The 13437-nt window shown below is 67.3% G+C and carries 14 protein-coding genes; 5 read left to right on the plus strand and 9 right to left on the minus strand.

Annotated elements, in window-relative coordinates; genetic code table 11:
* Positions 1 to 16 precede the first annotated feature (16 nt).
* Positions 17 to 946: a 2-hydroxyacid dehydrogenase gene (locus ABD768_RS17245; protein WP_344841634.1), complete on the minus strand. Its 930-nt coding sequence runs from the start codon at positions 944 to 946 to the stop codon at positions 17 to 19.
* Positions 947 to 1160: 214 nt separating this feature from the next.
* Between ABD768_RS17245 and ABD768_RS17250 the strand changes: the two genes are divergently transcribed.
* Positions 1161 to 2540: an FAD-binding oxidoreductase gene (locus ABD768_RS17250; RefSeq protein WP_344841636.1), complete on the plus strand. Its 1380-nt coding sequence runs from the start codon at positions 1161 to 1163 to the stop codon at positions 2538 to 2540.
* Positions 2537 to 3826, plus strand: coding sequence for a class I SAM-dependent methyltransferase (locus ABD768_RS17255; protein ID WP_343963691.1), 1290 nt, complete (start codon positions 2537 to 2539; stop codon positions 3824 to 3826). The genes ABD768_RS17250 and ABD768_RS17255 overlap by 4 nt, the downstream gene beginning before the upstream one ends.
* A gap of 78 nt (positions 3827 to 3904) precedes the next feature.
* Here ABD768_RS17255 and ABD768_RS17260 read toward each other — a convergent pair whose 3' ends face one another.
* From ABD768_RS17260 to ABD768_RS17270, 3 genes are all read right to left on the minus strand, one after another.
* Complete coding sequence (locus tag ABD768_RS17260; RefSeq protein ID WP_344841639.1) at positions 3905 to 4432, minus strand: DUF4265 domain-containing protein; 528 nt, start codon at positions 4430 to 4432, stop codon at positions 3905 to 3907.
* A 4-nt stretch (positions 4433 to 4436) separates the two neighbouring features.
* Positions 4437 to 5162 (minus strand): peptide deformylase, encoded by a 726-nt coding sequence (locus ABD768_RS17265; protein WP_344841641.1) that lies wholly within the window; start codon positions 5160 to 5162, stop codon positions 4437 to 4439.
* A 64-nt stretch (positions 5163 to 5226) separates the two neighbouring features.
* Positions 5227 to 5700 carry a hypothetical protein gene (locus ABD768_RS17270; protein ID WP_344841642.1) on the minus strand — a complete coding sequence of 158 codons (474 nt, stop codon included), beginning with the start codon at positions 5698 to 5700 and terminating at the stop codon, positions 5227 to 5229.
* A gap of 103 nt (positions 5701 to 5803) precedes the next feature.
* Between ABD768_RS17270 and ABD768_RS17275 the strand changes: the two genes are divergently transcribed.
* A complete protein-coding gene (locus ABD768_RS17275) occupies positions 5804 to 6913 on the plus strand; it encodes a PQQ-dependent sugar dehydrogenase (protein WP_344841643.1) in 1110 nt (369 codons plus the stop codon).
* A gap of 65 nt (positions 6914 to 6978) precedes the next feature.
* Positions 6979 to 7446, plus strand: a complete 468-nt coding sequence (locus tag ABD768_RS17280) for a general stress protein (protein ID WP_344841644.1) — start codon at positions 6979 to 6981, stop codon at positions 7444 to 7446.
* 56 nt (positions 7447 to 7502) lie between these two features.
* On the opposite strand, the gene gatB is transcribed toward ABD768_RS17280, so the two are convergent.
* Genes gatB through gatC form a run of 3 tightly spaced genes read right to left on the minus strand, consistent with a single transcriptional unit; the run spans position 7503 to position 10842 of the window.
* The gene (gene gatB, locus ABD768_RS17285; RefSeq protein ID WP_344841646.1) at positions 7503 to 9005 is read right to left on the minus strand and encodes an Asp-tRNA(Asn)/Glu-tRNA(Gln) amidotransferase subunit GatB; all 1503 of its coding nucleotides are present in this window, start codon (positions 9003 to 9005) and stop codon (positions 7503 to 7505) included.
* Positions 9002 to 10507: an Asp-tRNA(Asn)/Glu-tRNA(Gln) amidotransferase subunit GatA gene (gatA, locus tag ABD768_RS17290; RefSeq protein WP_344841648.1), complete on the minus strand. Its 1506-nt coding sequence runs from the start codon at positions 10505 to 10507 to the stop codon at positions 9002 to 9004. The genes gatB and gatA overlap by 4 nt, the downstream gene beginning before the upstream one ends.
* Positions 10507 to 10842 (minus strand): Asp-tRNA(Asn)/Glu-tRNA(Gln) amidotransferase subunit GatC, encoded by a 336-nt coding sequence (gene gatC / locus ABD768_RS17295; RefSeq protein WP_425552043.1) that lies wholly within the window; start codon positions 10840 to 10842, stop codon positions 10507 to 10509. Before gatC ends, gatA begins: the two co-directional genes overlap by 1 nt.
* A 189-nt stretch (positions 10843 to 11031) precedes the next feature.
* Here gatC and ABD768_RS17300 point away from each other — a divergent pair, with 189 nt between their 5' ends.
* Positions 11032 to 11676, plus strand: a complete 645-nt coding sequence (locus tag ABD768_RS17300) for an amino acid-binding protein (protein ID WP_343963711.1) — start codon at positions 11032 to 11034, stop codon at positions 11674 to 11676.
* A 64-nt stretch (positions 11677 to 11740) separates the two neighbouring features.
* Here ABD768_RS17300 and ABD768_RS17305 read toward each other — a convergent pair whose 3' ends face one another.
* Positions 11741 to 11965 (minus strand): hypothetical protein, encoded by a 225-nt coding sequence (locus tag ABD768_RS17305; RefSeq protein WP_343963713.1) that lies wholly within the window; start codon positions 11963 to 11965, stop codon positions 11741 to 11743.
* A 6-nt stretch (positions 11966 to 11971) separates the two neighbouring features.
* Positions 11972 to 13405: a hypothetical protein gene (locus tag ABD768_RS17310; protein WP_344841649.1), complete on the minus strand. Its 1434-nt coding sequence runs from the start codon at positions 13403 to 13405 to the stop codon at positions 11972 to 11974.
* Positions 13406 to 13437: the final 32 nt, after the last annotated feature.

Genomic DNA, 13437 nt, shown 5'->3' on the forward strand with positions numbered 1-13437 from the left:
CGCGCAACGGTTCAGGTCAGCGCGGCGGCCCCGCGACGACGTTGATCAGCGGTACGCCGGTGACGTACCGCTCGAGTTGAGCGCGTACGAGCCGGGCGACGCGTGGCGCGAAGGCCGTCGAAGCGCCTCCACGATGCGGGTTGATCAGGATGTTCGGCGCCGACCAGAGCGGGTGTCCGGCGGGCAACGGCTCGGGATCGGTCACGTCGACGGCGGCACTGATCCGCTCGGTGGCCAGCTCGGCGAGCAACGCGTCCGTGTCGACCACGACGCCGCGAGCGACGTTGACCAGCAGAGCACCGTCCTTGAGCTGCGCGAGGAACTTGGCGTCGACCATCCCACGCGTCTCGTCGGTCGCCGGCGTCAGCAGCACCACGACATCCGCACGCGGCAGCAGCTCGGGCAGATCCGTGATCGGGTGGACCCCCTCGCGGCCCCGTCGCGCGACCCGGATGATGTCGCACTCGAACCCGTCCAGCCGCCGCTCCAGCGCCTCTCCGATCGAGCCGTACCCGAGGATCAGCACCGTCCGATCGGCGAGCGAGTCGTCCAGCTCCTGATACGACGACGGCCACTCGCCGTGCTCCTGGTTCCTCACCGCCCGCGCCAACCGCCGGTACGACGCCAGGATCAGCCCGACGGCCAGCTCAGCCGTCGACGCGTCGTGCACACCCCGCGCGTTGCACAAGGTGACGCCGTCGCGCAGATGCGGCAGCAGGTTCTCGAATCCCGCCGTCTGGGTCTGGATGACCTTCAGCGCAGGCATCGCGGCGACGACCTCGATCACCTCGGACGAGCCCATATAGCTCGGCACGTAGAACTCGACAGCATCCAGCGCCGGCAGCTCGCCACCGGCGTAGTACTGCGTTTCGACGCCCGCAGGCAGCCCTCCGAGGAACCCGTCCGGGTCCTCCCACGGCAGCAACGCCTTCACCAATTCACCCATGCCCGGCAACCTACTCGCTCCCTCCGACAAGCCGAACCGGCTCGTCCTCCGCCCGCAACGTCGGAGCCGATGCCCGAGTCTCGACATCCCGCTCCCGCACTCCTCCTAGTAGACAGGACCACTGCGCTGAGTGGTCCCAAAGTGCACTCTCGGTGTACCGCGGGTGCACTGAGAATTCCGTGCCGAGGACGTTTTGGAGTCGTACTCTGAACAGGTGCCTACGACATCGGATCTGGCCTCGACTCTCGATCACGATCAGGCCGTAGGGCGGCTGCGGTCGTCCTACCAGCGCATCCCGGCGGGAGCTCCGGTCCGCCTCGCGAAGCGCAGCTCCAACCTGTTCAGGCCCAGAACGACGCTGGAGACCCCTGGCCTCGACGTCTCCGGGCTGACCGGGGTGATCTCGGTCGATCCGGCCGGCCGCACCGCCGACGTCCAGGGCATGTGCACCTACGAGGACCTCGTCGCCGCGACCCTCCCCCACGGCCTGGTGCCGATGGTGGTCCCCCAGTTGCGCACGATCACGCTCGGTGGCGCCGTGACCGGTCTCGGCATCGAGTCCTCGTCGTACCGGGCCGGTCTCCCGCACGAGTCGGTGCTCGAGATGGACATCCTCACCGGCGCCGGTGAGATCGTCACCGCGCGCCCGGACGGCGAGCACGCCGACCTGTTCCGCACCTTCCCCAACTCCTACGGCTCCCTCGGCTATGCGACCCGCCTGCGGATCGAGCTCGACCGCATCTCGCCGTACGTCGCCCTGCGGCACGTGCGGCTCGGCCTGGACGAGCTCGGCCCGGCCATCGAGTCGATCGTTGCCGACGGCACGTATGCGGGCCAGCCGGTGGACTTCGTCGACGGCGTCGCGTTCAGCCCCGACGAGGCGTACCTGACACTGGGGCGAAACAGCGACACCGCCGTACAGGTGAGTGACTACACCGGCCAGCAGATCTTCTACCGGTCGATCCAGCAACGGTCGACCGATGCGCTGACCGCGCACGACTACCTGTGGCGCTGGGACACCGACTGGTTCTGGTGCTCGGCGGCGTTCGGCGCGCAGAACCCTTATATCCGGCGGATCTGGCCGCGCCGGCTGCGGCGCAGCGACGTCTACCACAAGATCATCGGCCTGGAGAACCGCCACCAAGTTGCCGCCCGCATCAATCGCCGGCGCGGCAACCCGGATCGCGAGCGGGTCGTCCAGGACGTCGAGATCCCGGCGTCGCGGCTGGCCGGCTTCCTGCGCTGGTTCGACGCCGAGGTGGGGATGCGACCGGTCTGGCTGTGCCCGCTGCGACTGCGCGGCTCGTCGTCCTGGCCGCTGTATCCGCTCGAGCCTGCGGAGACCTACGTCAACGTGGGCTTCTGGGGCACCGTCGCGATCGCCCCGGGCGCCGCTGACGGCGACGTGAACCGGCGGATCGAGGCGGCCGTCGCCGAGTTCGACGGCCACAAGTCCTTGTACTCCGACGCGTACTACGACCGGGAGACCTTCGACCGGCTCTACAACGTACCGGCCCTCACGCTGGTGAAAGAACGCTACGACCCCGACGCCCGGCTCACCGGGCTCTACGAGAAGGCGGTGACGCGCCGATGACGGCAACGATCCCGACGCAGGTTTCGATCGCAGGAGCGCTCACGGCGGTGGCACCGGACGGACTCCCGTTCCGCTTCACCGCGTACGACGGCAGCGCGACCGGCCCCGAGGACTCCCCGATCCACATGCACCTGGCCACCGAGCGCGGCCTGTCGTATGTGCTGACGGCTCCCGGTGACCTCGGACTCGTTCGCGCCTACGTACAAGGCGATCTGGAGATCGAGGGCATCCATCCGGGCAATCCGTACGACCTGATGAAGATGATGCTCAACCAGGTCCACTTCGAGCGCCCGACCCCGTCGGAGGCGCTGCGCATCGTCCGCGGCCTCGGCTGGAGCCACCTCAAGCCGCCGCCCCCACCGCCACAGGAGCACCTGCCCAAGTGGCGCCGCACCTTCGAGGGCCTCCGCCACTCGAAGAGCCGCGACAAGGCCGCGATCCATCACCACTACGACGTCTCGAACACCTTCTACGAGTACATCCTCGGCCCCTCGATGACGTACACCTGCGCCGTCTACCCCACCGCCGACGCCACCCTGGAAGAAGCCCAGTTCGAAAAGTACGACCTGGTAGCCCGCAAGCTGGACCTCAAACCCGGCCAACGCCTCCTGGACGTAGGCTGCGGCTGGGGCGGCATGGTCCGCCACGCCGCCCGCGAGTACGGCGTGAAGACCCTAGGCGTAACCCTCTCCGCCGCCCAAGCCGAGTGGGCCCAAGCCGCCATCAAGCGCGAAGGCCTCGAGGACCTGGCCGAAGTCCGCTTCTCCGACTACCGAGACGTCACCGAAACCAACTTCGACGCCATCTCCTCAATCGGCCTCACCGAACACATAGGCGTCCGCAACTACCCGTCGTACTTCGGCTTCTTGCTAGACCACCTAAAGCCCGGCGGCCGCCTCCTGAACCACTCCATCACCCGCCCAGACAACCGCTTCCGCCCCACCGGCGCCTTCATAGACCGATACATCTTCCCCGACGGCGAGTTGATCGGCTCCGGCCGCATCATCGCCGACGCCCAAGACGCCGGCTTCGAAGTCCGCCACGAAGAAAACCTCCGAGAGCATTACGCCCTAACCCTCAACGCCTGGTCCAACAACCTGGTAGCTCACTGGGACGAAGCCGTAGCCGAAGTCGGCTACCCCACCGCCAAAGTCTGGGGCCTCTACCTAGCCGCCTGCCAAGTCGGCTTCGAACGCAACAACACCCAACTCCACCAAGTCCTAGCCGTAAAACTAGACGACCAAGCCAACGCCCACTTCCCCTTACGCCCCACCTGGGGAAGCTGACCGTACACAGCACGTCCCCGGCAGATCTGTCTCCGGCCGGGGACGTGCTGTGTCGGATATCTGAAAATCAGGGCCCGCTTACCAGATTTCCGCGAGGTCACCTTCGTGTTTTTCAGATATCGCAGCTTCTTCGACTTCGATGGCGCCGCTGCCGGCCAGATCCGCGAGTCTTTCGTGCAGCTGACCGTAGTTCTTGGATGCCGGAACATCGATAGCCCACAGCAAACCCGAGGAGTCGGTCTCCCAGCTGCACTCGAGTTCGTTCAGCACGGCTGTCAGCGAGGTTCGGCCGATAGCATCCTTGACGATTGCTCTGACCGTGGAATTCCCAGACTTCTCAACGACCCGGTCGAAGACCAGCTCACGCGCCTCGTTGTCCGGCCGCACAAGGATGAGGTCACCGAAGGCGATGCCCCGCACGTAGAACGGAGTGTTTCTCACGTAGACCTCCATCCTGGTGCCGGATTTCTCGGTCCACAAACGCTCGTTGGTTCCCGGCGCCCACCGCTCGGTGTCCGCAGGAATGTCGAACGAGACTTTGTACAGCCGCGGCGATCCTGACACCTCCCCCGCAGCTGAGCTGTCCGAGGAAATCGCGGAGTTCATCGTTTCAGTCCAAGCGGAAGCGGAGGGACTGCGCGGCTCTGGTCGGGATTGGGTCGTTCCAGTGTTCTAGGTAGTTATCGGTGGTGGAGAGGGAGCGGGTTTCCAGTTTGTCTACGTAGACGGTGCCGTGGAGGTGGTCGGTTTCGTGTTGGACGATGCGGGCTTGCCAACCTTCGAAGGGCTTGTGGCGGAGGGTGCCGTCGGGGTCTGTGTAGGTGGCGGTTACGGCGTACGGGCGGTTTACTACGCCGGTGTAGCCGGGCATGCTGAGGCAGCCTTCGTAGAAGCCTCGGCGTTTGTGGCCGTGGGGCTGGTACGACGGGTTGATGGTGGCGAAGAACTCCAAGGGGTAGCGGTGGCGGGCTTCGGCTACCTCTTCGGAGACGGTGGCGGGGTCTTCGAGTACTGCGATGCGGACCGGTACGCCGATCTGCGGGGCAGCCAGGCCCACGCCGGGTGCTGCCAGCATGGTGCGGCGCATCAGGGCGATGAACTCGGTCAGCACCTTGTCGTCGACCTGGCCGTCGAAGGGCTCGGCGGCCTGGCGTAGTACGGGATCCCCCAGAGACACGATCGGGGCAACACCGTCGCGGTGCTGCTCCACCAGCTTCGTGATCTGATCCTTGATGTCGTTCATAGGCGGGCGGCCAACTCCTGAGGCTGTCTGGGTAGCTGCGGCGAGCGGCAGGGCCGCGGTACCGGCGAGCAACGTACGCCTGGTGATACTCACATAGCCCTCCGCTGTCGATTCGCTCGGACATCTATTGGATCAGATCCCGGCTCGGCGGTGTATTTCAGTCCAGAAGGGCTCTCGCCCTGGTTCTCGCGATGTGGCGGGTGCGTTTGGCGCGGGCGTGAGCAGCTAGTTCCAGGAGCGAAGTTGGGTCGGTGAGGGATTCCGCAAGGCGACGTTGGAGCCAGTTCGTGTAGTTGTCGAGGTCCTGAGCGAGGGTGGCGCAGGACGGCGGGGTGCGGAGGAGTCCGTACTCCGTACTGCGCTGGCTCGCGTACGCGCGTTCTGAGGAGGCCAACGTCGCCAGCCAGGTGGGGTGATCAGCCGTCGGGGTGAGGGAGAGCATGTGGACTACGAGGGCCGTGGCCAAGGTGCGGTCGGGCTCGGCGGTGGCGGCTTGGAGGAGGGTTGCGTGGTTTGCGGTGTCCTCGGCGGCAGTTCGGTAGAGCTGCCAGCGGCCGACGTCCGTGGTGAGGTCCGGGGTCAGGCCCGTTGCAGTGAGCAACGTGGTTCTCAGGGAATCCAGGTCGGGCACGGTAGGAGTCTACGAGGGGGCGTGCATAACGTCCTGGAGTTTGTGGCGTTGGAGTGGTCGATACCTTGGGGGCCTGGGGATGGGTTAGGGATGGGTGGTGGGCATGGGTAAGGGTCGCTGGGGTTTGGTGGCGGTTCTGGTGGCTGGGGTGGTTGCTGGGTGTGGTGATGGGGGTGGGGATGCGCGGCCGTCGTTGTCTACTGCCTCGCCTAATGGGCCTACCGGGACGGCGACTGGGAAGGCCGTGACGCTGGCGGTGGCTGGGGTGGTGGCTACTGGGGTGGAGGTGCCTTGGGGGTTGGCGTTCTTGCCGGACAGCAGTGCGTTGGTGACTGAGCGGGATTCGGGGCGGATCAAGCGGGTCACGGGGGCGGGGATCGTGACTGAGGTCGGGACGGTCGCGGGGGTTGATGCGTCGTCCGAGGGTGGGTTGCTGGGGATTGCGGTGGATCCGGGGTATCCGAAGCGGCCTTACATCTACGTGTACTACTCCAGCGGGGATGACAATCGGATCGCTCGGCTGACGTACAGCAACGGTGGGATCAGTGAGCCGACGGTGATTCTGGAGGGGATTCCGCAGGCAGCGATCCACAACGGTGGGCGGTTGCGGTTCGGGCCGGACGGGTTCCTGTACGCCGGTACGGGCGACGGCGCGGATCGGCCGAACTCGCAGGACGATGACTCGCTCGGCGGCAAGATTCTCCGGATCACGACCGACGGGAAAGCTGCGCCGGGGAATCCGGATGGCAGGTTGTGGATCTCCAAGGGGCATCGCAATGTGCAGGGGCTCGCGTTTGGTGGATCGCAGTTGTACGCCGCCGAGTTCGGCCAGGACACCTGGGACGAACTGAACGCGATCACGCCCGGCGCCAACTACGGCTGGCCGGCCGCCGAAGGCGTCAGCAACCTGGACGGGATGGTCGATCCGATCGCCCAGTGGCCGACGAAGGACGCCTCCCCCAGCGGGATCGCCTTCGCCCAGGGCCACATCTTCATGGCGAGCCTCCGGGGTGAGCGCCTCTGGGCGATCCCCGTTGCCGACGGCAAGCGCACGGGCGACCCGGTCGCGTTCTTCACCGGCAAGTACGGCCGCCTGCGCACAGTCGAAGCAGCCCGCGACGGCTCCCTCTGGCTCACCACCTCCAACACCGATGGCCGCGGGGATGCCAAGCCGGGTGACGATCGGATCCTGCGGGTGACGGTCACCCAGTGAGCAGAACGTTTCCGATTGGGCGGACCTGGTACTAGTGGAGGCTCCGGCTAGAGAAGGGAACGGGTGTGCGGGTTCTGGCTCACGACACGGTGATCATCTCGACGGCGACGTATGTGGAGGCACAGGAGACTGTGCGTACTTTGCGCGCCTCGGGCATGGAGCGTGACAGTCTGGCAGTCGTGGGGGCCGGGCTGGTGCTGGCCGAGAGACCCGGTGGCCCGTCGACCGCGGCGCTGACCGCGCGGAGTTCCACGGCCGGGCTCGGGATCGGGTTGCTGGCGGCAGTGTTCGTGACGCTGGTCGCCGACACGAGCCTGACCGGCCTCGTCGTGGTCCTATGGGGTGCCGTGTACGGCGTGATCGTGGGCGCGCTGGCCGGTTTGTTCCGTGGGCTGTTCAGGAACCGTCCGGATGCCGACGCAACCGAGATCGTGCCGGTGCGCTACGAGGTGCGCTGCGCCGCAGCGGACGCTTCGGTGGCGAGAAGGTTGATCGGCATCGACCAGCCGACGCCCACCCGCAAGGCGGCTTGAGCCACCCAGCTATGGGCTGAGGTCCGGCACGATGTGCCGGACCTCAACGCAGAGCTTCAGATGCCGAGCGTGGCGTTCAGGAGTTCGCGGACCTTGGCCGCGTCGGCCTGGCCGCGCATGTCCTTCATGACTGCGCCGATCAGGGCCCCGGCGGCTGCGGGCTTGCCGGAGTTGACCTTCTCGACGACGTCGGGGTTGGCCGCGATGGCCCGGTCGATGGCTTCCTGCAGCGCCGAGTCGTCCGAGACCAGGGCGAGGCCACGGGCCGCGATGATCTCGGTGACGGTGCCTTCGGACTTGACCAGGCCGTCGAAGACCTCACGGGCCAGCTTGTCGTTCAGAGCGCCGGCCTCGACCAACCTCTGTACTTCGGCGATCTCAGCCGGCCCGACACCGAGCGCATCCACGTCCTTGCCGGCCTCGTTGGCAGCACGGGCCAGCTCGCCCAGCCACCACTTCTTCGCGGCAGCAGGAGCGACGCCCAGCGCGACGGTCTGCTCGATCAGCGTCTGCACGCCACCGTTGACGACGTCGCGCATCTCCAGATCCGTGAAGCCCCACTCGGTCTGCAGCCGCAGCCGCTTGACCGGCGGCGCCTCGGGCAGCGTCGCCCGGATCTCCTCGACCCACTCGCGGGCCGGAGCGACCGGCACCAGGTCGGGCTCGGGGAAGTACCGGTAGTCGTCGGCATCCGACTTCTCCCGGCCCGAGGTGGTGACGCCGGTGTCCTCGTGCCAGTGCCGGGTCTCCTGGAGAATCTTGCCCCCGGCAACCAGTACGGCGGCCTGCCGGGTGATCTCGTAGGTGATCGCGCGCTCGACCGAGCGGAACGAGTTCACGTTCTTGGTCTCGGTCCGGGTCCCCAGCTGCGACGACCCCGACGGCTTCAGCGACACGTTGGCGTCACACCGCAGCGACCCCTGGTCCATCCGTACGTCGGAGACGTCCAGCGCCAGCAGCAGATCGCGCAGCATGCTCACGTACGCCCGAGCCACCGCGGCCGCCTTGGCCGGCGGGACCTCGATCGTCTTGGTGACGATCTCGATCAGCGGGATGCCGGCCCGGTTGTAGTCGACCAGCGAGTGCGACGCGCCGTGGATGCGGCCGGTCGCGCCACCCACGTGGGTGGACTTGCCGGTGTCCTCCTCCATGTGCGCGCGCTCGATCTCGATCCGGTAAGTCTCCCCGTCGACGACGACCTCGGTCCACCCGTTGAAGGCGATCGGCTCGTCGTACTGCGAGGTCTGGAAGTTCTTCGGCATGTCCGGGTAGAAGTAGTTCTTCCGGGCGAACCGGCACCACTCGGCGATCTCGCAGTTCAGCGCGAGGCCGATCTTGATCGCGGACTCGACCGCCCGCGCGTTCACCACCGGCAGCGCGCCCGGCAGGCCGAGGCAGACCGGGCAGGTCTGCGTGTTCGGCGGGACGCCGAACTCCGTCGGGCAACCACAGAACATCTTCGACAAGGTGTTCAGCTCGACGTGGACCTCCAGGCCCATCACCGGGTCGAACTGCGCCAAAGCGTCATCGATGGACAGCACGTCAGCAACCACAGTCATCGGGTGACCTCCAGCTCCGGAGCCTTCGACATCAGCACGCCACCCCACTGATCGGCGTACGCCGACTCGAGCGCCGCACCGACCAGGTAACACAGGTCGTCGCGCATCACCGGCGCCATCACGTGGAAGCCGACCGGCAGGCCGTCCTCGTCCGCGAGGCCGACCGGGAACGACGCGGCCGCGTTGCCGGCCAGGTTCGACGGGATCGTGCAGAGGTCGTTCTTGTACATGGCGATCGGGTCGTTCACCCGGTCGCCGATCGCGAACGCGGTGGTCGGCGTCGAGGGCGACACCAGCACGTCGACGTGCTCGTAGGCCGCCGCGAAGTCGCGGGCGATCAGCGTCCGCACCTTCTGCGCCTGGCCGTAGTACGCGTCGTAGTAACCGCTGGACAGCGCGTGGGTGCCGAGCATGATCCGGCGCTTGACCTCGGGACCGAAACCGGCTTCGCGGGTCAGGCTCATCACCTTCTCGGCATCGTTCTCGCCGTCGTCGCCGACCCGCAGGCCGAACCGCATCGCGTCGAACTTGGCCAGGTTGGACGAGGCCTCGCTCGGCAGGATCAGGTAGTACGCCGGCAGCGCGTACTGGAAGTGCGGGCAGGACACCTCGACCACCTCGGCGCCGAGCTTGGTGAGCAGCTCGACCGCCTCGTGGAAGCGGGCCTCGACGCCCGGCTGGTACCCCTCGCCGCCGAGCTCCTTGACCACGCCGATCCGCAGCCCGGTCACGTCACCGCGACGAGCGGCGTCGACCACGGCCGGTACCGGCTGGTTGATCGAGGTGGAGTCCATCGGGTCGTACCCGGCGATCACCTCGTGCAGCAGCGCCGCGTCGAGCGTCGTCCGCGCACACGGGCCAGGCGTGTCGAGGCTGGACGCCAGCGCGATCAGCCCGTACCGCGAGGTGCCGCCGTACGTCGGCTTCACGCCGACCGTGCCGGTGAAGGCAGCGGGCTGCCGGATCGAACCACCGGTGTCGGTGCCGATCGCGAGCGGAGCCTGGTACGCCGAAATCGCCGCCGACGAGCCACCACCCGAACCACCCGGGATCCGGTTGAGGTCCCAGGGGTTGTGGGTCGTCCCGTACGCCGAGTTCTCCGTCGAGGAGCCCATGGCGAACTCGTCCATGTTGGTCTTGCCGAGGATGACGATGCCGGCCGCCTTGAGCCGCTTCACGACCGTCGAGTCGTACGGCGGCCTCCAGCCCTCGAGGATCTTCGAACCCGCCGTGGTCGGGACGCCGTCCTGGGTCAGCACGTCCTTCAGCGCCAGCGGTACGCCGGCGAGCGGACCGAGCTCGTCCCCCGCGGCACGGCGTGCGTCGACATCGGCCGCCTGGGCGAGCGCGCCCTCGGTGTCGACGTGCAGGAACGCGTGCACGGCGCCATCGGTCGCGCCGATCCGGTCCAGGTGCGCCTGGGTGATCTCCACCGACGACGCCTGGCCCGAGCTCATCAGCTCGGACAACTCGACCGCGGTCTTCCGCGTCAGGTCACTCATCACGCCTCCTCGGTCAGAATCCGCGGTACCCGGAAACGCTGCTCCTCGGCCGCCGGGGCGCCGGACAGCGCCTGCTCCGGCGTGAGGCAGGGGACGTTCACGTCGGCGCGCATCACGTTGGTGATCGGCAGGGCGTGGGACGTCGGCGGGATGTCCTCGGCAGCCACTTCACTGACCTGGGCGACCAGGCCGATGATCTGCTCGAGCTGCGGAGCGAGGTGGTCGAGCTCGTCTTCGGTGAGCTCGATCCGCGCCAGCCGCGCCAGATGCGCGACCTCTTCGCGGGTAATCGATGGCATGAAGGATTCCAATGGTCTACAACGAGTTGCCGGCAGCGTGCGGCTCGCACCTACCTCTACGGACGCGCTCATCCTAGTGGGCCGGTATGTCCGATGTATTTCCGGTTTCCACAGGCCCTCTGTTCATCAGATGAGAGGGCCCGGCGTGTCACTTTGTTCCGCTCTGTAACATTGGCCGCGACAGGGCGTAACTTGCGTGGTATTCGGCTGGGAGATGATCGTTCGGTGTTCCTGCTGCGATTGATCATCCCGGACCGTCCCGGTTCGCTGGGCACCGTGGCAACGGCACTCGGCGAGGTGAGCGCCGACATCCACGCGATCGAGATCGTGGAGCACCGGCGCGAGAACGGCACCGCCGTCGACGACATCGTGGTCGACCTCCCACCGGGCGTTCTGCCCGACCGGCTGGTCTCCGCCTGCAACGGCGTCCCCGACGTCGAGGTGATCTGGTTCTCCCGGTACGGCGCCGGCGGCGGCCTGCACATGGACCTCGAAGCCGTCGAGCAGATGACGTCTGCTCCGGCCGAAGCGGTCGACATCCTGGTCGAGCAGGCACCCGCGGTGCTGCACGCCGACTGGGCCGCCTTGCTGGACGGTACGGGCAGCGAGATCAAGGTGGCGCTGGAGACGAGTGCGACGCCGGAGTTCGGCGACCTTGGTGATCAGTGGCTGCCGCTGGAGAAGGCGACGACGCTGACCGCGCCGGACCACAAGGGCCTGGCCGAGTCGGTGCTGGTCGCCGCGCCGCTGGAGTCCAACCGCCGGGTGCTGGTGATCGGCCGTCGTGGTGGACCCGAGTTCCTCGGGTCCGAGGTGGCCCGGTTGAGCTACCTGGCCAACCTCGCCGTCACCATCCGCGCCACCGCCTAAGACCTGGACACAACGACGAAGGCCTCCCGAGCGATCGGGAGGCCTTCGTCGTCGTGTGGGTCAATCAGTTGAACTTGAAGTACCAGAGAGTCCAGGCGCCGGCCAGCAACAGCAGCAGGATCACGCCGATCGCGGCGACGATCACCACCGTCTGGGTGTTGTCGCCGTTACGCTCCGGCAGGTCGAACTGCGTCGGCCCCCACGGACCGCCGCCGTCCACCCGGTACACCGACTCAGGCGGCGGTTTGGCCACCTGAGTCTCCGGCCGCTTCTCCGGGTCGGACTTCATCACACCTCACACGTAGTACGACTCGTACTTGATCCTGATCGACTGCGACGAGTAGTCGTCGTTGCCCGTGCCGGTCTGCTCGATCCGCCAGCCGGCCACATAAGCAGCGTACGGCTTCCCGTCGGTGTGTGCCGCGAGGAAGGTCTTGATCGCCTCCACGTCCGGGCCCTTGAGCACGCCCAGCGCGTCCGCGATGGCGACCGGGATAGCCGCCTTGACCTCGGCGGGGTCGCCCGAGGCCTCGATGTCGAGCGAGCGGATCGCCTTGCTGCTGCCACCGAGCGGGAAGATCCGCTGGGAGCCGGATCGGCCCAGGTCCTTGCGGCAGGCCAGCGTGCACGCGTACTGCTTCGCCTTCAGCGCGGTGGTCATCTGCTCGACGGTGGTCGAGAACTCCTTGGTCGGCAGGTCGAACGACTCCATCCCGGACTTGCGGCCGGAGATCTGCACCGAGTCGCCGTTGTTGAACAGGGTGAAGTCACCCCAGGTGCTGTCGACCTTGGCGTCCTTCTGGCCGGTCTTCACCGCCGCCTGGATCTTCGCCACGTCACTGCCGCCGAAGGTGTCGTTGCCGATCGCCTGCAGCGCCGCGTCGAAGGAGACCGCGGCGTTGTTGACGTTCTCCCGGTTCATCGACCGGATCAGCGTGCTGACGATCGTGCCGTCGGCCTGGAACTGGAAGATCACCTCGGCCTGGCTGACCTCGTCGAACTTGAAGCAGCCGCGGTGCGCACCCTGGGCTCCGTTGAACAGGTCGCTGCACTGGAACCCGGCGCTCTGCAGCTTGTCGGTCGCACCCTGCGCTTGTCCGCCTGCCGCTGACTGGGTCGGCTGCGTGCTCGGGCTCGTTGTCGTGGTCTTGTCGTCGTCGCCGAGGAAGTGAATGCCGAGGAACACGACCAAGGCGATCACGACAAGCCCGATCAGGCTGCCGCCGACCAGCAGCGGCAGCTTGTCCTTGGAGATGCCGCCCCGCTTGCGTCCAGGTCCACCCTGCCAAGGCTGCTGCCCCTGCTGCCACCCACCCTGAGGCTGCTGCTGCCCCCACGGCTGCTGATACCCGGGCTGCTGCCCGTACGGCGGTTGCTGCCCGTACTGCGGGGGCGGACCCTGCGGAGGCTGCTGCCCCCAGCCACCAGGCTGCCCGCCCTGCGGAGGCTGCCCCTGCTGAGGAGGCTGCTGCCCGTACTGCGGCGGCCGCCCCTGCTGCGGAGGCTGCCCCTGCGGGGGCTGTCCGTGCGGAGGCTGACCCTGCTGCGGCCGTGTCGGCGGATACGGCTGACCGCCCTGCGGCGGCTGGCCGGGCTGCTGCCATCCGCCACCACCCTGCGGTGGCTGGCCCTGCCCAGGACGACCACCTTGCGGTCGTCCTCCTTGCTGTCCGCCCGGCTGGCCCCCTGGCTGCCCAGGACCCCACGGTCCCTGTGGCGGCGTCGTCATATCTGCTCCTTAGAAAACCACGTCTAGAAGGT

Source organism: Kribbella ginsengisoli (assembly GCF_039537185.1).
GTDB lineage: Bacteria > Actinomycetota > Actinomycetes > Propionibacteriales > Kribbellaceae > Kribbella > Kribbella koreensis.

Coding starts and splice junctions, on each gene's coding strand:
- ABD768_RS17275 (WP_344841643.1), top strand. CDS start 5,804: ATGGGTAAGGGTCGCTGGGGTTTGGTGGCGGTTCTGGTGGCTGGGGTG.
- ABD768_RS17255 (WP_343963691.1), top strand. CDS start 2,537: ATGACGGCAACGATCCCGACGCAGGTTTCGATCGCAGGAGCGCTCACG.
- ABD768_RS17245 (WP_344841634.1), bottom strand. CDS start 946: ATGGGTGAATTGGTGAAGGCGTTGCTGCCGTGGGAGGACCCGGACGGG.
- gatB (WP_344841646.1), bottom strand. CDS start 9,005: ATGACTGTGGTTGCTGACGTGCTGTCCATCGATGACGCTTTGGCGCAG.
- ABD768_RS17305 (WP_343963713.1), bottom strand. CDS start 11,965: ATGAAGTCCGACCCGGAGAAGCGGCCGGAGACTCAGGTGGCCAAACCG.
- gatA (WP_344841648.1), bottom strand. CDS start 10,507: ATGAGTGACCTGACGCGGAAGACCGCGGTCGAGTTGTCCGAGCTGATG.
- ABD768_RS17260 (WP_344841639.1), bottom strand. CDS start 4,432: ATGAACTCCGCGATTTCCTCGGACAGCTCAGCTGCGGGGGAGGTGTCA.
- ABD768_RS17310 (WP_344841649.1), bottom strand. CDS start 13,405: ATGACGACGCCGCCACAGGGACCGTGGGGTCCTGGGCAGCCAGGGGGC.